The sequence below is a fragment of the Variovorax paradoxus EPS genome (assembly GCF_000184745.1).
GTDB lineage: Bacteria > Pseudomonadota > Gammaproteobacteria > Burkholderiales > Burkholderiaceae_C > Variovorax > Variovorax paradoxus_C.
On sequence record NC_014931.1, the window covers coordinates 6,420,335 to 6,439,787 of the forward strand.

A 19,453-nucleotide genomic window follows, 5' to 3' on the forward strand; every position below is an offset into this window, starting at 1 on the left:
ACCCTATCGCCACGCCCCTGCGCGAATCGGGTGAGCGCGAAAGGCGGCCGGTCTCAGAAAGGTGGTGAGACCACCGAACGCCAGCTGCGGCGCCAGCCTTTGGCAGCACAGCCATCCCCGGCTTTCTGCGTACCGCCCACGCCCGTGAGGTAACCGGTCTCGTTGGTGCAATCGGCATCGGGCTTCAGGTCCGGCCGGCCTTCGTTGGGCTGGCCGATCAAATTGCGCGAACTCACGTTGCCGCGCGTGAAGCCGCCAGCGGGAATCGAAACGATCGAAAAGAGATCGAAACTGCCGTTCGAGTCCACGTCGAAGGAGTACTTGTTCTTGCCCGTCAGCGCATCCAGTACGTAGATGATGTTGGGCAGGCTGGCGGTGGCCGTGCAGGACTCGACGCTCAGGTTCTTGTCCTCCGGGAGGAAGGACGTGATCATGACGCTGCTGCCCAGGTTGGCCAAATCACCCACCACCCGCTCGCCGTCCGTCATGGTGCCTGGGTAGGGAATCACACCAAGATTCAGCAGCCAGCCCTTCTTCGTCTTCCAGTCGACAGGATTGGAGCTGACCTGGTAGAACTTCTTGCCGGCCTCGATGCCGGTCCCATCCTTCGCCGAGGTCAGGTCGATGGTTTGCGCCACCAGGTCCGTGAGCGCGACCTTGCCGAAGCCGGACTTGTCACCGCTCCCGATCGGTGTCTGGTCCCAGATGCCGTAGATGGCCTGCTTCGTAGCCGGCTTTGTCAGGTCGCCCTCGTCAAGGAGGATGCCGGTGCCCACCACCACGATGGCACCGCACTGGGAAGTGGTGCTGTACGTGCACGCAGTCGCATCGCCCGGGTGGGTCTGCCAGGTAGGCGTGGCGTAGATGGGCTGAGTCTTGCCGCCCGGGGTGGTGAAAAGCGGCCTGTTGTAGGACACCCCAAAGCTCGCGACGCGCAGGTCGAAGCGCCACAGGTTGCCGTTGGCGTCGCCTGCATAGGCAGCCACGATCTTGCGGTTGGTGTCGCGCACCGCAACCACACCGCCTAAGCCGCGATTGCCGCCGTCGGCAGCGTCGGAGCCATAGCCTGCCGGCAGCGGAATGAACGCCCTGCGTTTGCCGGTGATCGCCTCCACCACGTACAGCCCCACCTTCTTGGCGCTGCCCCCGTACTGCCCGCTCCCACTCAACACGACCCAGGTGCCGTCGTTCAATTGGCCGGCCGTAGGGTTGTTGGTCACGTTGGCCAGATCGCCGTAATCGGTCGTCTTGTCGCTGAGCTCCCAGAGAAAGTGATCCTTGGTCGGTATCCGGTCCGCCGCGTTCATGGGCGACTCCAGGCCATACATGAAGTTGCCCGCGCGTCCTCCGGTGCCCACCACGATCTGGCGCCAAGCGGCTGCCCCGCCAGCGGGAGTCCGGCTGTTTCCGTCGTACACGTCCTGCTCCACCAGCGGACCGTCCAGCGTGTAGCGGAAACGGAAGTTGGTGTTTGCCAGATCGATCTGCGAAGCCATGGAACCCTTGGGCATGAATTCGGCCAGTTCCGTGCCGACCGGGATTCCCCCCTGCGCGGTGTCGTTCTTGGCGGCGTTCAGCACATGCACCTTGCCGTTGTTGGTGGCGGCGAAGATGGTGGGCGGCAACGACGTCTTCTTCGCCTTGTAGGCGGCATACAGGTCCTTGCCGTCCACCGCGCCGTAGATGCTGTAGCCCATGTCGATGCGCCCGCCCACGAACACCGGTGGCGAATTGACCGAGGCGCCGATCGGCTGCCTGCGCGAGCGGTAGATGGTGCCGTTGATATCCGTCTGCGGGTCTTCGCCCAGCATGTAGCGGATGAAGCCGGTATCAAGCCGCTGCAGGCTGTCGGTGTTCAGCAATGCCCTGAGATCCGTTGGCAGGCCGTCGAGCCTCGTGCTGTAGGTCAGCGCCACACGCTTGTTCGCCGCCCAATCGGGCTGGCTGGCGTCATAGTTCGACAACGAAAAGATCTTCCGATTCGCCACAGTCGGCATCTTGGTGTTGGCAGACCAGGCTGGTATCGGCTTGCCGGTTTCCACGTTGAGGTAGCCGCCATTGGCGTTCAGCTGAAAAGCCTTGATGTCGCCGCTGTTGTCCGAGGTCTGGTATTCGGTCGTGTACTTGTATTGGTTTTCCAGCGTCTGGAATTCGCTGCTGTTGCCTGACACCGCCACGCCGGCGTCGTTGCCGGAACCCACCATGCCGCTCAATGCATTGTCGAGCGCCCGGCGAACGTCATCGCCCGAATAAACGCTGTAGGAACGACCGCCGCCGGTAAAGCCTGCGCGGATGAAATCGTTCACGCGCAAGGCATCGCTCGTATTTTCACTGTTCAGGTCGACACTTGATTTGCCGTCTGCCCAGCTGGGCTGTGTAGCTGCTCGTCCTGCAAGCCAGTCGTTGTTGTATTTGTTGATGCTGTCCCAAGTCAACCCGCCCGTTGTTCCCAAATCGCCGGATGGCGTCAATCCCCAACCAATGGTGTAGGTGGTCATGTTTTGCCAGAACGTCGGATTGTGCTGGCCTTCAATGCCAGGAACGTTGTCAAGCAGACTGGAAAAATCCGTATTCCAAAAATATCGAGCCGTCAAGTCCGCAAAACCTTTGCTGCTGGCCCCGCCATCGGAATAGGGAATATAAAGATTACGTGCAATCAGTTTTTTTGCGGAGTCGCTGCTGTCGTAGCCCGTAGCCCCCTTGGGGTTGTATTTGAGGGTAGCGGCATTTCCCGACGGATTGCCGCTGTAATTGAAAAGTCCATCGATGCTGGCATATTTGGAATCGGCATTTTTCGAGGTTGAGTTATTCCATGCGCCGTCGGACAAAACAATGGAATAAGCACGCCTACAGCTCAAATCGTTTTTGGTATCCGTATCCCCCGAACTCGTTGGATCGTTTTTCCACGGATTGCCGAAGGTAGACTTGTTACTGCCACTGCTGGAGTAATAATTGGCTGCAAGAGACAACGCATTGTGACTCGGCGTCGATCCTGCCGGGATGACGCCGTAGATCCAATCATAAAATTGCGTTTTCCAATTGTTGCCCGCGTTCTTTGCGTCGTCGTTGAAATACCGGACTCCCCGCACAATACTGTCTGCCGTGCCATTGCTTTGGTTGCGGGTGTCGGTGTAATTGTATTGGGTGTACCCTACCCGGAATTTGCTGTCGTAGCTTTGCATCGCCTGGCCCACCGCTGTTCCGACAGCAAGCACGCGATTGCGATACCACTGATACCAATTCAGAACATTCTGAAGTTCCAGCGCCGGCGTGCAGGTGGTCGTAGTCTTTCCACAATCCGTGCGCTTATGATCTGCTGGAAGATTAACGTTGCTGGCACTGAGGGGATTGGTCAACTCTACAGTTACGCGGCTTGAGCAATTACTATTGCTGCATTGCACATAAGTAAATTTGGCGCTTGATGGAACTGAATTTTTGTCTGTATAAGCAGTGTAGTAAGGAACATATACCCCGCTATTAGGCCTTCCAAATCGATCAAGCCCCCACGTGTAATCGACACTTGGGGTATTTATGAAAAACTGACCAGAAGTTTGATTGTCTACGAAGGCAATGGGATTAGTCAGCTCGACGCCTGTCGATGCAATTCTTTTGGGATACGTGGTTGAAGGGTTGTAATACTGCGTATTGACATCACTTGAGCGCATTCGATACCACGCGTAATTGCAGCTCGAGCCTTGGCAACTGTTGGGCATCGAATACCCTTCCTGAAATTCAAATCCCATTGAACCAGAGTTGTCCAGCACGAACATCAAATTGGGCTTGGCGCCCGGCACGGCGCTATACAGGGGCGCCTGACTCGGTGCGGTGGCAGCGAGCGCATCGCCAGCAGGCAGGGTCGCGGCCAGCCAGGTCGCAACGAGGCCAAGGGTCGTCAGCAGCAGGTTCACGCGCGCACGCGCTGCCTTGGCCGGTGCCGGAACAGGAAATTGAATCTTGGCAGTCATGCGGTCTTCCCTCTCGAATGGAGCTTCATGGGAGTTGTCGGGTGCGCTCGGCGGGCCCCTCGGGCCGTACCTTCCGCAAAAAATCTTCTCGGGACGCGGTTGTCTTGGCGGTTGCTCAGGCCAGTGGCGCAGGAGCTACGGCATTACTGTTTCCAGCAGTCGGCAACGTTCACGCCTGTCGTTTGGTCCACGATGGCTTTGGCGCCCTGACTGTTCAAGGTGAGCGTGCCGCACTTGTCGCTTGCCATGCTGCCCGCACGCGTAGCCCTGAGGGAGTAGCTGGGCGGCGTGTCGGCGGCGAAGACGACGATGTTGTAGTTGGCGGTGCCCGACTTGGGCGACTGGCGCAGAGCGGGAGGCAGCATGCTGTCGCTACCAACCTTTTGCTCGGCCGGTGTGGTGACGTTGCCCGCAGTGACGGTGTAGCGATCGTTGGCCGAGTAGTAGCGCTGCATGTACTGCGCGGCCTCCATCAGGACGCCTTGAGCCTCGGAGCGTTTGGACCGCCGCATGTACTCCTGGTAGCTGGGCATGGCGATCATCGCCAAGATGCCGATGATCGCGACGACGATCATGACTTCGATGAGGGTGAAGCCGCGGCCGGACCGGCGCGATTCGAAGGATTGACGTGTCATGGCTGCGATGGACTTGTGCATGGTGGTCAACTGGCGCTCGTCAACACGGACTGCATCCACGCCTCGGCGCCTTGGGTGGACTTCCCGGATTGAAACTTGGCGTTATTGCCGAAGCCCCGGGCAGTGATCAGGTAGCCGGTCAGCTTGGGTGTCGAGGTGCTGTTGATCTTCTGGATGAGGCAGAGCGGCGCATTTTTCAGCGGCGAAGTGCCACCGGTGTCGTTCTTGTAAAAAGCAGCCGGGACTTCGATGACGTTGGCAGTGCCGGTCCAGTTGGACTCGGTACGCCATGCGGCTGCGGGATCGGATTCCGAGGCGATGGTGGTCGCGACGATCTTGCCGCGCAGGCCGGTGGTGCTGTACTCGGTGTAGTCCTTGCCATCGGCATCGAAGATCGCAACCTGCTCGCAGAAGCGCAAGGCGGTCTCCGCGGCTTCGCGGGCCACTTCGGTCGAACGGACGCCGTTGATGCTGCGCTCGCTCTGGGTGGCGTTGCGAATGGCGAAGGTGCCCAGCAGCGAGAGGATCACGATCAGAATGAGGGTGATGACCAGCACGACGCCGCGCTCTCGTCCGCAGTGGCGGCCCAGCCGTGCGGCAGTGCGGCGATCGAAGGCGCGACGCGACGCGGCGCGTGAGCCCGGATTGGTGTGGAGGATTTTGCTCATTGGGCAATCACGCGATTTCTCAACAGAACCGTGGTGGTGTAGGTCCTGCGCAGATAACCATCGGTGCTGCTCGCATCGACGTTCTTGCAGTCCTTGTAGGCCATGCCACCCGTGGGCGCGTCTCTCACGGGTTGGCCGCTGCGCATGAGCAGGCACACCCGCACGCTCAGGACCCGGCCCCAGCGGTCTTCGGTGATGTTGGGCAACACGCCGGTGCTGGTCAACCCGTCGATATCGCCTGCACTCATGTAGCGCACGATCTGATGGCGCAGAAGGTCGTAGGTGCCCGCCAGTTCGGCACTGGGGCGGCTGGCCACACCGTAGAGGATCTGCATGTTTTCGACGTTGGCCAGCAACGGCTGCGAGGTGCCAATGACATTGTTGGTACCGCTCTTCTCCGATCCGAGGCACGACAGCATGGGCTGAGTGGTCGCATCGGTGACCAAGTAGCGGTTGTCGGCCAGGGCGTAGACGCCGGCCGCGCTCGCGGGCGTGGGCTGGGGACTCACCTGGGACGGGGTCACAGGATTGATAGGGTTGCCTACGCAATTCGTCGCCAAAGGAATGGTGTCGGTCGTGCGCATCGTGTTGTCGACAGTGGCCTCGTAGCGGATGGCAATCGCCGCACTGCCGGAGCCCGATGAGCTCGTGGCGCAAGCCAGGCTGGCAAAGGCGACGCTGGCATCGGTGAAGCCTGCGTCGCATCCGCGCACCGCGGGACCCGCGTAGTTCCCCATCACCGTGGCACCTGCGGCCGGGATGATCTGCCGGGAATAGCCGGCCTGCTTGAGCTGTTGCTGGATGAGGTTGATCGCGAGGATCCCGTCCTCGTTCATCTGCGTTTCGACCTGGGACATCTGGCTGCCACGACTGGACGCGACATAGAGCGACAGGCTGGATGCCAGGATCACCAGGCCGATCGTCACGGAGATCAGCAGTTCGAGCAGGGTAAAGCCCCCCGCGGCATGGCGCTGGCGTAGCGAAAGAAGGCGTGCCGTTCTCATAGCGTGACCCGGAAGTACATGCAGTTCACGGAAGTGCCCGTGGCGATGTTGGCTGCTACAGGACAGGGCTGCTGTTGCTGAAAAAAGCCCGTGCCCTCTTCGATGGCAGTCCAGATCAGCCAGATGTTCAGCACGCGCGTGGCCGGCAGGCCGTTCACGCCGGCCGTGGCCGGTGTCAGATCGGCTGTGACGTAGGCCGTACCACCCGGCAGCCGATTGGCAACATTGGTAAGCCATTGGGACTTGTCATAGTCCGCGATGGCTGTATCACAGGTGTTGACCGGGGCAGCGGGGTTGGAGGTGTCGACCTGGCAAGCCACGGGTGCCCGCGTGGGGTCCGAAGTGGCGGTCGAGCGCGAACTGGCGTTGTAGGCGTCGGTGTAGGCGTAGTTCGAAAAGCCCGCCAAGTTGGCGCGGGCGCGCTCCGTGTAGTCGGCCACCAGGCTCAGGCCGATGGCCCGCATGCGGGAGAACTGGTTGTACTTGGCCGCCGAGGAGGTCAACCCCGCCATGCCGAACAGTGCAACCGCCAGGATGACGATGGCCACCAGCACCTCGATGAGCGTGGCGCCTCGCTGCGTGTTGTGGGTTTTCATGTTCATGAAAAGAGGTCGGGGCTGCTGCGCCGAAGCGGCTGGGCGTGGCGATCTCATCCTTCGGTGGCGCTGTCGCAGCTGGCCGAATCCGCCACGGAGCGGACGCGGCCGGGTTTGGTGATGCAAAGGCCCTTGCGCGCCCAGGGCGTGGCGCTGGCGCTGCTGAATCCCGTTGCCTCGATGTTGATTGCAGTGGCCGTGCCGTTCAGCAGACCGTTGGGCAGGAACACGAAGCGGCTTGCATTCGTCGGGACGATCTTTGCGATGCCGGCGGGAGCCTCCTGCCGCAGCAGCAGTTCATCCGCCGTCGCGGAATAGTCGAAGCTGGCGTCGCGGTCGTTGTTGACGAAAACGATCCAGCCGCTGGCGAATCCGGTGGTGCTTGCCGTGGACAAACAGGTCGTGGAGGTATTGGAGGCCACGCGGCATACGACGACCGGACGCGCTCGGGCAATGGCTTCGGTGCGTGCGATGCGCAGGGAGCCGGTCAGTGCGTTGACGGTATTGGAGGCGCGCCACTGGACGATGAAGCGCGTCATCGAAGGCGCTGCAAGGCCGATCAGGATCGCCAGGATGGCGAGCGTGACGAGCAGCTCGATGGCCGTCAGGCCACGTTGGCGGCGCGGCTGTTGAAGATCGGAGTAGGTCATGCGCATAAATAAGACTGAGCCAGTCCCGTTGGCGTTTTCGCTGCTGGTCGCACTCATGCGATTCGACTTCTCTGCTGCAGCAAACCGTTTGCCGCAATGCTGGACATAGCAATGCTTTGCGACTCGACGCGTTTGAAGCTGCAAGCCATGGCGATCCATTTGGCAATTTGCACTTTTTTGAAAATGTTTCCTTGTGTGACTTTGAATGCTATTCGATGCGTGCATTCAATCGAAAACCGCTCGTCGCATAACAACTGCCGCTTGGCGACCTTGGTTGCTTGAGCAGCGGCGTCTCTGTGTTGATGCGCTAGCAGCTTCTTCCGTGCAACAGGCAAACTCCTTGGAGTGTGCGAGACGCGATCTTTGCTAGCAGTGATCACTGCCTCGAGCAACTGAGAGCCTCATTGGCCTTGTGAAGGCGGATGTCAAAGGCTTTGGCGCGCGAGGTTTCCGCGCTGTGGCGCGCTCGGCGGAAGATTTCTTCTGGCTGATTGGTTTGGCATGGGCGACATAGATGTCGTCAAGATGCAGCCCTGTGGTAGCCCAGAACTCAGTTGAGCGTTCTGGACGCCATAGCGCTGGTGCTCGGTAGCTGAATTTGCTTTTCTATCGATCGACCACCGCCCCTAAAGGCCGGCGCGTAGTCGCACCATGTGCGTTTGACGTCCTATCGATTCCAATGAGTTCAGATCAGGATGAGTCAGGCCCACGATCTTGCGTGACCACGCATCCGTCACCAGGCTGAGGTAGACGAACCCCTGATCGGTCGGCAGGTATGTGATGTCAGCCACCCACACTTGCTCGCTGCCGGTAGGGCGCACTTGGTTGGGCCCCTGCTTGAGAAGGTTGGGATGACGTCGGAAGCGGTGATGGCTGTCGGTGGTCTTGTGGTACGCCCGCCTGGGCTGAACCAGCATGTGAGCTTCGCGCAGCACGTCCAGCAATGCATCGCGTCCCAGACTCGCGTTGGCCTGCTGCAGCGGCTGCTTCAGCAGATGGTGCAGCTTGCGCGCGCCCAGCCGGGGCTGGCGCAGGCGCACCGAGCGAACGAGCTCGATCACCGTGTCAGAACGGGCACGGCATTGCTGCTGGTGCTCAAGCTGTTGGTAGTACGCCTGGCGGCTGACGCCCCAATGGCGGCAAGCCCTCGATACGCTCAGCCCCGGGAGGAGCTTTTGCGAGAGGACTTGCCCAAAGGCTTTTTTACGACACGCACCCCATAGTCCTTCTTCAGGACATCGAGTACGGCCTCGAACAGCTGAGCCTTCTCGTTGGCCTCCCGAAGCTGCACTTCGAGGGCCTTGATCTTCTGCTCGGGAGTCAGCGGTGCAGCAGGTGCAGAGGAGGATTTTTTGATCGGTGCTGGCATGGGAAGCCGAGATGATGCCGAACCCCAACTATGGCGGCCATGCTTGCGCAGCCACACCAGCACCGTCGAGCGGCCCTGGATGCCGTAGCGCTCCTGGGCCTGTTTGTAGGTGAGGTCGCCTTTTTCTACTTGATCGACCACCGACAGCTTAAAAGCCAGCGTGTAGTCCCGCTGGGTGCGTTTGACGCCCGATTCCATTGACTTGCCTTTTCTTGAAGGAAAAGGTGTCAACCCTTTTCAGGACGGGTCACCCAAATGCAAAAAAGCCGCCCGAGGGCGGCTTCTCAGGGCGAGATAGCTTACTTGCAGGAACCAGGCAAGTACTTCTGAATTGCAGCGGTGGAGCCAGCGCACTTCCATTCTTGGATGGCCTTGCCTTGGTCCGTGCTTGCGGTCGTCACATTAATAGCAGCGCCGGCAATCATCGGCGTCAAGGTCACGAAGTCTGCAGCAACAAACGCGGTCGGTTGGCCGAGAGCGCTTGAGTCAGGACGAACCGTCACAACGCCATCGGCACTGGTCGTGATCGAGAGAACCATTTTGGTTGGGCCAGAGCCCGCTGTAGCAGCAGTGTTCGCCTCGCAACCCCAGCCATTTGCGGTGCCAGTGCCCGTGGGGTTCATGCTTTGAACGCCTTCGGAAATCGTTGTGCGGCAAGCCGAGGCAGCAAGGACCACTTCCGACATGCGAGCCTTCACCGTGTATTGCTGGTATGCAGGCAGAGCCACAGCAGCCAAGATACCAATGATCGCCACAACGATCATCAATTCGATAAGGGTAAAGCCGGCCTGTGCGCGGCGGGCAATCTTGCGAACGTTCATGAGAAAAACTCCAGGTTGGTTGTAGAGCCCGGGAACCAGCCCGGAGCGCAGTACCTTCCGCAGCATCCGTGCCACCCGGTTTTCCCGCCCGCACCAACCAAAATCGTCAATTTTGTTCACATTGGCGTTACGCCATGTGACACAACTTGCTTCAAGATGCTACATGCAGTGACAAATTTGTCATGCCACGCAGCCAGCGAGTGATCAGAAAGTCAGGATCCCATCCGCCTTCAGCCAGCGAATATCCCGCTGCGCCAGCCCCGCCACCTGCCGCCCGGCCAGCGTCTCGATCTGGCTCATGATTTCTTCGGTTTCCGCCGGCTTGGTGTGCGTGATGTAGATCGGATAGCGCTTCCCCGGATCGATGTGCGACAGCTCATCGGCCAGCACCTCGGGCGACAGGTGCAGGCTGCGTTCCGCCAGCGCCTGCTCGCGGCTGCTGAAAGCCGTTTCGATGACCAGCATCGCCACGTCGAGCGCGTTGACGCGGTCCCAGAAGGGCGCGTTGCGCTCGGTGTCTCCGCTGAAAACCCAATGCGCGCCGCCGGTGGCGCGGCGCACGGCAAAGCCGCAGGCGGGCACGGTGTGGACGGCCGGCAGCACCTCGATGAGCTTGGGCGCGCTGGTGCCCAGTTGCAGCACCTGGCCGACCGAGATGTTGTGAAAGCTCACGAACGGCGCTTCGGGGCTGGGGATGCTCTCGAAATCGGGCCAGATGACGTTGTTGAACACATGCGCCCGCAGCGCCTCGATGGTGGCGCGCAGCGCATGGACGCGCAGCGGCTGGGTGCGGCGGCTGCCGACGGCGTCGAGCATCAACGGGAGCGCGGCGATGTGGTCGAGGTGGCTGTGGGTGAGCACGACATCGTCGATGCGCGCCATCTCGTCGAGGGTGAGGTCGCCGACGCCGGTGCCGGCATCGACGAGCAGGTCCGTGTCGACCAGGAACGAGGTCGTGCGGCAGTCTTTGGCGATGGCGCCTGAGCAACCCAGCACACGAACCTGCATTGTGAGAGACCCCTTGAAGGTGTTGGGCTGCGCGCATGCGCAGGTGTCTGTCGTCATTTGGTTTCGAACCGGGTTGCGCCGTCCCAGCCCGGGTCTTGCGGCCGCAACGCCATCGAGGCTAAACGCTGGGCGTAGAGCTGGTAAAGGACTTTTTTCGCATCGGCCGCGAGCAGGGGCGCGAGCAGGTTCCGGCCGGTGGCCCAGTCTTGGCGGCGGTAGGCCGCGAGCACCTGACTCCAGCGCTGCAACTGCCCCGTTCGCTGGGCCGCAATGGCGGCTTCGGTGGTGAGCGGCGTGAAGACGGCCACGGCCTGCGCCCGGCCCTTGACGAGCACGCTGTCCAGTTCCTGCCAGGTGCAGCAGTCGGGCGCGAGGTCGCGCGTTGTGCCGCTGGCCACGATCTCGACGCCGTAGTGCCCGCTCAGGCCTTCGAGCCGCGACGCGAGATTGACCGCGTCGCCGACCACGGTATAGCTGCGCCGCGCGGCCGAGCCCATGTCGCCGACGCTCATCACGCCGCTGTTGATGCCGATGCCCACGCTGATCTCGGGGCGGCCGCCCGCGCGGTGGATGCGGTTGATGTCGCGCACGGCGTCGGCCATGTCGAGCGCCGCGCGCACGGCCAGCGCGGCGTGGTCGGGCGTGTCGATCGGCGCGCCCCAGAAGGCCATGACGCAATCGCCCATGTACTTGTCGACGGTGCCGCGGTGCGCGCTGATGACGTTGGTGAGGCGGCTGAAAACGGTGTTCAGGAAGGCCTGGAGTTCGGCCGGCGCCATCTGCTCCGAGAGACGTGTGAAGTCGCGCATGTCGCAGAACAGGACGGTCATCTGCTTGCTCTCGGCGCGCATGCTGTAGCTGCCCGGGCGCACGAGCATTTCGTCGACCAGTTGCGGCGGCACGTAGGTGCCGAAGAGCCGCACCAGCCCACGCCGCGCACGCGATTCGACGAAGTAGCCCCAGCTCATGTTGAGCGCGAAGGCCAGCGCGGTCATGACGAGCGCCGACGCGAGCGGCAGCACGAGGCTGTGGCCGATGTAGAGCCAGGTGTTCAGGCCGATCAGCACCGCGGCCGTTCCCGCGCCCAGCAGCACGGCACGCGGCGCCGACAGCAGCGACAGTCCGAACGCCAGCACGAACCCCGCGACCAGCACCGTCAGCACCTCGTAGCCGGGCGCGTAGTCCGGCACGGCGAGCAGGCGCTGATCGAGCAGGCCCGAGACGATGTTGGCGTGCACCTCGACACCCGGAAACGCCGCACCGACGGGCGTCGCGCGCAGGTCCTGCAGGCCGGGCGCCGTCGCGCCCATGAGCACGATCTTGTCCTTCAACTCGCCGGGCGCGAGCCGGCCTTCGACCACATCGGCGGCCGCCACGTAGCGGAACGAGCCGCCGTCCGCGCCGCCGGGTCCGCGAAACGGCACCTGCATGCTGGCGTTCTGGTCGACGGGAATGCGCAGGCGTCCGAGCGCCAGCGAGTCGAGCCGCTGCATGGCGCCGCCCGGCGCGAGGAGCGGCCGCACCGGCGGCGATCCGTTCGCAAGCCGGTAGACGGCCAGGGCCAGCGACTCGTAGTAGCCGGGGTTCGCGTGCTCGCCTTCGTAGCGCGCGATGAGCGGCACGCTGCGAATGACGCCGTCGCCGGTCTCGCCGATCAGCGTGTTCAGGAAGCCCGCGACGGGCGCGGCTTCCGCCAGCATCGGCAGGCTGGCGCCGAAGCCGCTCCAGGCCGTGGCGTAGCAGGCGCCTTTCGGAAAGGTGTCGGGCGGCAGCAGCGGCGCGGACGGCAATTGCCCTTTGGCGCTCGGCACCGGCGTCCGGGTGAAGTAGTAGCCGAGTGCGACGCGCCGGTTGTGCAGTGCCGCGGCGAAGGTGATGTCGTGGTCGAGCGTGGGCGCGAGCCGTTCGATCTCAGCGGCGAGACCGGTCATGTTGCGCAGCGGCCCGCTCGCGATCTGGCGCAGCCTCTGGAGGCCCGAACTCCGGTCGGGCTCGAGGAACATGACGTCGAATCCGAGCACGGCCACCTGCTGGCGAACCAGGAGCTCGGTCGTCAGGCGCGCCATCGTGTCGCGCGCCCAGGGCCATTGCCCCTGGCGCGCGAGGCTCGCGTCGTCGACATCGACGATCACGACGCGCGTGTCCAGCGTCCGCGGCATGGTGGCGCGCAGGCGCATGTCGTAGATCAGGTGGTCGAGGCGTTCGAGGGTCGACAACTGCCAGAGGCCGGTGGCATGCGCCAGCGCCAGCAGCACCGGCAGCAGCGTGATGACAATGCGCGGCCAATGCCGCTGCAGCGCGTTCATGGCGCCTCGATCAGCCGGCCTGCGCCGCACCGTGAAATGAGAGGAAGAAGACGCTCAGACCCGCACGAACTGCATGCGCGTGGCGCCGCCGAGTTCGAGCACGTCGCGCTCCTGCAAGGCGACGGCATCGGTGCCGAGCACCGCGCCGTTGAGCGTGACATCGCCGATGACGCTGGCGGCCACGTAGCCCTGCCGACGGCGCGTGACGACCGCGACGGCCACGCCGGGCTTGCCGATGGTGGTGACCACTTTCTGCAGCGGCACATCGTGGTTGTCGCTGCCGCCTGAGAGCACGCGAAGCATCGGAACGCCCAGTTCGATGAGCGCACCGGATTCCGTGGGTGCCGAAGACAGCGGGATGGAAGTGGAGAACTCGCCCGGCGCCGTGCGTGTCGAGGAAGAAGCGCCGACGGCCAGGTTGCTGCGGGCGCGAAAGTGGATGCGGCAGCCGCCGACCTCGATGACGTCGTTGTCCTCGAGCGTCTGCTTCTGGACGGCCAGCGCATTGACGTACGTGCCGTTGGTGCTGTTGAGATCTTCAATTTGGACTTCGCCATCGCTCATGTGCAGCACGGCATGCTCGCCGCTGACCGCCAGGTTGTCGATCACGATGTCGTTGTAGGCGCGCCGACCCAGCGTCGTGCGGTCCTTGGCGAGCGCCACTTGCCCGATGACAACGCCATCGACCGAAATGATCATCTTCGGCATTGCCGGCTACCCCCCAAAGTGCAGAACTGTATCGACTGCAAGCGCGGCGGCTGGTTGCCGCCCAGGCCTGCTACCCGGCCATGCGGGACGTGTCGCCAACGTCCGCCCTTGCCAGAACAACCGAAATGTTGTCCCGGCCGCCATTGTCGTTTGCAATTGCAACCAAAAGTTGCGCTTTTTTCTGAAGGCCGGCATCGTGTTCTAAAAGCGTGAAGAGCTGCGCATCGGTCACCATCTCGCTGAGCCCGTCGGAGCAAAGCATATAGAGATCACCGGGTCTGGCGCTGTGTTCATGCATCTCCAGCAAGACCTGGGCCTCCACGCCGACCGCCCGTGTCACGAGGTTGCGGGTGGGCGAACTCAGGGCTTCCTCGGCGGTGATGGCGCCGGCATCGAGCTGCTGCTGGCGCAGCGAATGGTCGCGCGTGAGCAATTCCAGCTTGTTGTTGCGCAGGCGATAGCAGCGCGAATCGCCGATGTGGCCGACCAGCACGCGCTGCGTCTGGAAGGCCGCCAGCACCAGCGTCGTTCCCATGCCCTGCAGTGCTTCCTGGGTCGTGCCGGCATGGAGGATCGATGCATTCGCCTCGTCCGTGGCGGCCTGCAGCGCCCGGCGCACCACGCGCGCCGGCGCCTGCGGCCCGCCCTGGGCGAACCAGCGGCCGAAGCTGGCATGCACCAGCGACACGGCCATGGCGCTCGCGACCTCGCCGCCCTTGTAGCCGCCCATGCCGTCGGCCAGCACGGCCAGCCCGAGCGCGGGGTCGACGTGGACGGCATCCTCGTTGTGGGCGCGCACGCGGCCGGTGTCGGTCAGCGCGGCGTATTCCCAGCACAGCGCTGGCCGGTTCGAGAAAAGGGATGCGCCGAGGCTCGCCATGGTCTGCGTGCGTCGGCCGGCTAAAGGCTCAGTGTGCAGCGGCGTGGGCACGCCGTTGCAGCAAGCGGCCCGCGGCCACGACGAACACCGCACCGGCGGCAGCCGCCGCGTAGTGCAACCAGGGGTTGGCCACCAGCACGTCGCGCAGCGCGACGTCGCTCACGATGGTTTCGCCGCCGACCCAGCCGATCAGCGCGGCGCCCAGCATGACGATGATCGGGAAGCGCTCCATGAGCTTGATCATGAGCGTGCTGCCGAAAATGACCAGGGGAATGCTGATCGCCAGGCCCAGGACCAGCAGGACCATGCTGCCCTGCGCGGCCGCCGCGACGGCGATCACGTTGTCCAGGCTCATCACCAGGTCGGCCAGGAGGATGGTGCGCACCGCGACCATCATGCTGCCGTATTCCTTGGATTCGCCCTCGCCGTCGTCTTCTTCGCTCAGCAGTTGCAGGCCGATCCACAGCAGCAGCAGGCCGCCGACGATCTGCAGGTAAGGCAGCGCCAGCAGCTTGGCCGCCACCACCGTCAGCACGATCCGCAGCACCACGGCCGCGCCCGAGCCGAACAGCACGGCCTTTTTCTGCTGCGCAGGCGGCAGCGAGCGCGCCGCCATGGCGATCACCACGGCGTTGTCGCCCGAAAGAATGATGTTGATCCAGATGATCTTGACCAGACCGATCCAGAAATCTGTGCTTTGAAGGAGTTCCATGTCTCTGATCCCACTGTGTTTTATTTGAAAAAAGCGCCCGCAATCGAGTGCGGGCGCTTTTTTATTTCTGTGGTCCTCGCATGACCCGGCTCTGTGGCCGGTGTCCTGCACCCGTCTCTTACAGCTTGGCCTTGAGCAGCTTGGCCAACTCCGAGAAGTTGCGCGTCACGGTGAAGCCGCACTCTTCCATGATGGCGAGCTTGGCGTCCGCCGTGTCGGCACCGCCCGAGATCAGGGCGCCGGCGTGGCCCATGCGCTTGCCGGGAGGAGCGGTAACACCGGCGATGAAGCCGACGACCGGCTTCTTCATGTGTTCCTTGCACCAGCGGGCTGCGTCGGCTTCGTCGGGGCCGCCGATTTCGCCGATCATGATGACGGCGTCGGTGTCCGGATCGTCGTTGAAGGCCTTCATCACGTCGATGTGCTTCAGGCCATTGATCGGGTCGCCGCCAATGCCCACTGCCGACGATTGGCCGAGGCCGATTTCGGTCAGTTGCGCCACGGCTTCATACGTCAGCGTGCCCGAGCGCGAGACCACGCCGATGCGGCCCTTGCGGTGGATGTGGCCGGGCATGATGCCGATCTTGATTTCGTCGGGCGTGATGAGGCCGGGGCAGTTCGGGCCCAGCAGCAAGGTCTTCTTGCCGCCGGCCGCTTCCTTGGCCTTCATCTTGTTGCGCACTTCGAGCATGTCGCGAACCGGAATGCCTTCGGTGATGCAGATCGCCAGGTCGAGGTCGGCTTCGACAGCTTCCCAGATGGCGGCCGCGGCGCCTGCCGGCGGCACGTAGATCACCGACACGGTGGCGCCGGTTTGCGAAGCGGCTTCCTTCACCGAACCGAAGATCGGGATGTTGAAGATCGACTCGCCGGCCTTCTTCGGGTTCACGCCCGCCACGAAGGCGTTCTTGCCGTTCGCGTATTCCTGGCACTTCTCGGTGTGGAACTGGCCGGTCTTGCCGGTGATGCCTTGCGTGATGACTTTGGTGTCTTTGTTGATATAGATCGACATGACTTTTTCCTTAGGCCTTCTTGACTGCTGCGACGACCTTCTGGGCCGCGTCCGCCATGGTGTCGGCGCTGATGATCGGCAGGCCCGAATCGGCCAGCAGCTTCTTGCCTTCGACTTCGTTGGTGCCCTTCATGCGAACGACCAGCGGCACTTGCAGATTCACGGCCTTGCAGGCTGCGATCACGCCAGTGGCGATGGTGTCGCACTTCATGATGCCGCCGAAGATGTTCACGAGGATGGCTTCCACGTTCTTGTTCTTCAGCATGATCTTGAAGGCTTCGGTGACCTTCTCGGGGGTGGCGCCGCCGCCCACGTCCAGGAAGTTGGCCGGCTCGCCGCCGAACAGCTTGATGGTGTCCATGGTCGCCATGGCCAGGCCGGCACCGTTCACCAGGCAGCCGATGTTGCCGTCCAGCGAGATGTAGGCGAGGTCGAACTTCGAAGCCTCGACTTCGGCCGCGTCTTCTTCGTCGAGGTCGCGCAGGGCCACGATTTCGGGGTGGCGGAACAGCGCGTTGCTGTCGAAGTTGAACTTGGCGTCCAGCGCCATGACGTTGCCCTTGCTGTCACGGTTGAGCGGGTTGATCTCGACCAGCGAGGCGTCCGTCTCCATGTAGCAGGCGTAGAGCTTCTTGAGGATGTCGACCGTCTGCGCGGTCGAGTCGGCCGGCATGCCGATGCCGTCGGCAATCTGCTTGGCCTGTTCGTCGGTCAGGCCCTTTTCGGGGTCCGCGAACACGGTGATGATTTTCTCGGGCGAGGAGTGAGCCACTTCCTCGATGTCCATGCCGCCTTCGCTCGAAGCGATGAATGCGACCTTCTGGGTCGCGCGGTCGGTCACGGCCGAAACGTAGTATTCCTTGTTGATGTCGGCGCCATCTTCGATGTAGAGGCGGCGCACCTTCTGGCCTTCGGGGCCGGTCTGGTGGGTCTTGAGCTGCATGCCGAGGATTTCGCCGGCCAGCTTCTTGACGTCTTCGATCGACTTGGCGACCTTGACGCCGCCGCCCTTGCCGCGGCCACCCGCGTGGATCTGGGCCTTGACGACCCAGACCGGGCCTCCAAGCTTCTGGGCGGCTTCGACAGCCTCCTGAACCGTGTATGCCGGGATGCCGCGCGGCACCGGCACGCCGAACTTGGCAAGGATTTCCTTGCCTTGGTACTCGTGAATCTTCATGAGGGATGTCTCTCGGAAGGAGGAAGTTGAGAACGGGAGATCTGGGGTCTGAGGCTTCTTTGGCTCTGTTGCTCGCGGGCGACGGCAGCCTGACGGCTGGGGGCGACGAACAACCGCGGACTGTATCATGGTGCGCCGCACCAATACTCGACGTGCGGTTGCGGTCAATACGTACTTTCTTCTAGCCCCTCTACGCACACTCCGATATGGCCAAGGTTTTCATCGACGGCGAAGCCGGCACCACCGGCCTTCAGATTCGCGAGCGGCTGCAGACGATGCCGCAGATCGAGCTCGTGAGCATCGCGCCCGAGCTGCGCAAGGACGTGAACGCCAAGCGCGAACTCATGGCCGGCGTCGACCTCGTGGTGCTCTGCCTGCACGACGACGCAGCCCGCGAATCGGTCGCACTGATCGACCAGCTGCCGGCCAAGAAACCCAAGATCATCGACGCTTCCACCGCGCATCGCGTGGCGCCCGGCTGGGTGTTCGGCTTCCCTGAACTGGTCGAAGGCCACTGGCAGGCCGTGGCGAAGGCCGACCGCGTCGGCAACCCCGGCTGCTACGCGACCGGCGCCATCGCCATGGTGCGTCCGCTGGTCGATGCGGGCATCCTGCCGGTCGACTTCCCGCTGTCGCTGCCCTCGGTGAGCGGCTATTCGGGCGGCGGCCGGGCCATGATCGAGGAGTACGAGAGCGGCAAGGCGCCGCTGTTCGAGACCTACGCGCTGGGCCTGAAGCACAAGCACATCCCCGAAATCATGGCGTACACCGGCCTCACGCGCCGGCCAGTCTTCATTCCTTCGGTGGGCAATTTCAAGCAGGGCATGCTGGTTCAGTTGCCGCTGCACCTCGACCTGCTGCCCGGCAAGCCGAAGTCGGGCGACCTGCAAGCGGCGCTGGCCGCGCACTACGCGCGCAGCAACACGCCCGAGCAGTTCGTGAAGGTGCTGCCACCCACCGAGAGCGGCAAGCTCGACGCGTTGGCGCTCAACGACACCAACCAGCTCGAGATCCGCGTGTTCCCGAACGAAGACCACCGCCATGCCGTGGTGATCGCGCGCCTGGACAACCTCGGCAAGGGCGCCAGCGGCGCCGCGGTACAAAACCTGAAGCTGATGCTGGCGCTCTGAGCGCCACGCATCCCTCTTCTTCGGTTACCTGACGAGCCAGAGGCCCACGCCCAGCAGGACGGCGTGCGCGCCCAGCGCTATATAGAGCGGCTTGCGTGAAGGCGTCGACATCTCCTGCAGCGTCTCGTTGATGCCGCGCGTGAGCAGCGCGCGAAGCGCCGGGTCTTGCGCCGCGCCCTCCCCCTCCACCGGCTCCCCTTGCGCGGCGCGGCCTTGCTGCCACTCGGCCAGCATGTCGCTCAATGGCAGGCGGTTCAGCACGAAGGCCACCACCGATCGCACCGCCTTGCCCTCGCCCAGCACCGGCGCGAGTTGCTTGGTCAACGCATCGACCGACAGCCAGTCGGCCGTGCGTTGCAGCGCACCGTGCGTACGCGGCATCGCCTCGATGCGGCCCGCGACAGCGCCGGCCAGCCGCTGCGACACCGCCTCGCCACGCGCTGCGACCAGGTGCTGCATCGCCTTGGCGCGGCCCTGGTGCACGCCCAGCATCGTGTAGACGACCACGAACAGAAGCAGCAGCACCGCGACCAGCACCGGCGGCGAAGTGACGAGCGCCACGATGGCCCCGGCACCGCCGGCCCGCGCCGCTGTATTGCCCGGCCCGTTCAACTGGCTCAGGTAGAAAAAGAAGACACCGCCACCGAGCACCACGCCGAGCAGTCCGCCCTTGATGACCGATCCGGCGAAGGAAAGCCCGGCCTTGGCGCCGGTGCGGACGAGAGAGGGTTGGTTGACGGGTTCAGATGACACGGGAAGCTCCTCCGGTTTTTTTTCACGCCGCCTCGCACGAGGCCGGTCGCCGCAGATCA

17 protein-coding genes and 1 pseudogene are annotated in these 19,453 nt (G+C 63.2%); 1 reads left to right on the forward strand and 17 read right to left on the reverse strand.

What is annotated here, in order from left to right:
* Positions 1-53: 53 nt before the first annotated feature.
* From VARPA_RS29435 to sucC, 16 genes and pseudogenes are all read right to left on the reverse strand, one after another.
* Positions 54-3,965, reverse strand: a complete 3,912-nt coding sequence (locus tag VARPA_RS29435) for a pilus assembly protein (protein ID WP_234974889.1) — start codon at positions 3,963-3,965, stop codon at positions 54-56.
* 143 nt (positions 3,966-4,108) lie between these two features.
* Positions 4,109-4,621 carry a type IV pilin protein gene (locus VARPA_RS29440; protein WP_049794564.1) on the reverse strand — a complete coding sequence of 171 codons (513 nt, stop codon included), beginning with the start codon at positions 4,619-4,621 and terminating at the stop codon, positions 4,109-4,111.
* Between the two features lie 5 nt (positions 4,622-4,626).
* A complete protein-coding gene (locus tag VARPA_RS29445) occupies positions 4,627-5,268 on the reverse strand; it encodes a PilX N-terminal domain-containing pilus assembly protein (protein WP_013544246.1) in 642 nt (213 codons plus the stop codon).
* Positions 5,265-6,272 carry a PilW family protein gene (locus VARPA_RS29450; protein ID WP_013544247.1) on the reverse strand — a complete coding sequence of 336 codons (1,008 nt, stop codon included), beginning with the start codon at positions 6,270-6,272 and terminating at the stop codon, positions 5,265-5,267. Before VARPA_RS29450 ends, VARPA_RS29445 begins: the two co-directional genes overlap by 4 nt.
* Positions 6,269-6,868 carry a type IV pilus modification protein PilV gene (pilV, locus tag VARPA_RS29455; protein ID WP_234974894.1) on the reverse strand — a complete coding sequence of 200 codons (600 nt, stop codon included), beginning with the start codon at positions 6,866-6,868 and terminating at the stop codon, positions 6,269-6,271. Before pilV ends, VARPA_RS29450 begins: the two co-directional genes overlap by 4 nt.
* 53 nt (positions 6,869-6,921) lie before the next feature.
* Positions 6,922-7,575 carry a GspH/FimT family pseudopilin gene (locus VARPA_RS29460; RefSeq protein ID WP_013544249.1) on the reverse strand — a complete coding sequence of 218 codons (654 nt, stop codon included), beginning with the start codon at positions 7,573-7,575 and terminating at the stop codon, positions 6,922-6,924.
* A complete protein-coding gene (locus tag VARPA_RS31495; RefSeq protein WP_167330567.1) occupies positions 7,572-7,910 on the reverse strand; it encodes a hypothetical protein in 339 nt (112 codons plus the stop codon). The genes VARPA_RS29460 and VARPA_RS31495 overlap by 4 nt, the downstream gene beginning before the upstream one ends.
* A gap of 312 nt (positions 7,911-8,222) precedes the next feature.
* A pseudogene (locus tag VARPA_RS31810) lies at positions 8,223-9,085 on the reverse strand (IS3 family transposase); the annotation flags it as partial.
* A gap of 101 nt (positions 9,086-9,186) precedes the next feature.
* Positions 9,187-9,708, reverse strand: coding sequence for a pilin (locus VARPA_RS29475; protein WP_013544252.1), 522 nt, complete (start codon positions 9,706-9,708; stop codon positions 9,187-9,189).
* Positions 9,709-9,912: 204 nt separating this feature from the next.
* Complete coding sequence (locus VARPA_RS29480; RefSeq protein WP_041943096.1) at positions 9,913-10,716, reverse strand: 3',5'-cyclic-nucleotide phosphodiesterase; 804 nt, start codon at positions 10,714-10,716, stop codon at positions 9,913-9,915.
* A 53-nt stretch (positions 10,717-10,769) separates the two neighbouring features.
* The gene (locus tag VARPA_RS29485) at positions 10,770-13,022 is read right to left on the reverse strand and encodes a CHASE2 domain-containing protein (protein WP_013544254.1); all 2,253 of its coding nucleotides are present in this window, start codon (positions 13,020-13,022) and stop codon (positions 10,770-10,772) included.
* 54 nt (positions 13,023-13,076) lie between these two features.
* Positions 13,077-13,730 carry an FHA domain-containing protein gene (locus tag VARPA_RS29490; RefSeq protein ID WP_013544255.1) on the reverse strand — a complete coding sequence of 218 codons (654 nt, stop codon included), beginning with the start codon at positions 13,728-13,730 and terminating at the stop codon, positions 13,077-13,079.
* Positions 13,731-13,800: 70 nt separating this feature from the next.
* A complete protein-coding gene (locus VARPA_RS29495) occupies positions 13,801-14,610 on the reverse strand; it encodes a Stp1/IreP family PP2C-type Ser/Thr phosphatase (RefSeq protein WP_013544256.1) in 810 nt (269 codons plus the stop codon).
* A 28-nt stretch (positions 14,611-14,638) separates the two neighbouring features.
* The gene (locus VARPA_RS29500; RefSeq protein WP_013544257.1) at positions 14,639-15,322 is read right to left on the reverse strand and encodes a TerC family protein; all 684 of its coding nucleotides are present in this window, start codon (positions 15,320-15,322) and stop codon (positions 14,639-14,641) included.
* Between the two features lie 118 nt (positions 15,323-15,440).
* Positions 15,441-16,334 carry a succinate--CoA ligase subunit alpha gene (gene sucD / locus VARPA_RS29505; RefSeq protein WP_013544258.1) on the reverse strand — a complete coding sequence of 298 codons (894 nt, stop codon included), beginning with the start codon at positions 16,332-16,334 and terminating at the stop codon, positions 15,441-15,443.
* Positions 16,335-16,344: 10 nt separating this feature from the next.
* A complete protein-coding gene (gene sucC / locus VARPA_RS29510) occupies positions 16,345-17,511 on the reverse strand; it encodes an ADP-forming succinate--CoA ligase subunit beta (RefSeq protein WP_013544259.1) in 1,167 nt (388 codons plus the stop codon).
* A 206-nt stretch (positions 17,512-17,717) separates the two neighbouring features.
* Here sucC and argC point away from each other — a divergent pair, with 206 nt between their 5' ends.
* Positions 17,718-18,641 (forward strand): N-acetyl-gamma-glutamyl-phosphate reductase, encoded by a 924-nt coding sequence (gene argC / locus VARPA_RS29515; RefSeq protein WP_013544260.1) that lies wholly within the window; start codon positions 17,718-17,720, stop codon positions 18,639-18,641.
* Between the two features lie 24 nt (positions 18,642-18,665).
* Here argC and VARPA_RS29520 read toward each other — a convergent pair whose 3' ends face one another.
* Positions 18,666-19,394 carry a hypothetical protein gene (locus tag VARPA_RS29520; protein WP_013544261.1) on the reverse strand — a complete coding sequence of 243 codons (729 nt, stop codon included), beginning with the start codon at positions 19,392-19,394 and terminating at the stop codon, positions 18,666-18,668.
* Positions 19,395-19,453: the final 59 nt, after the last annotated feature.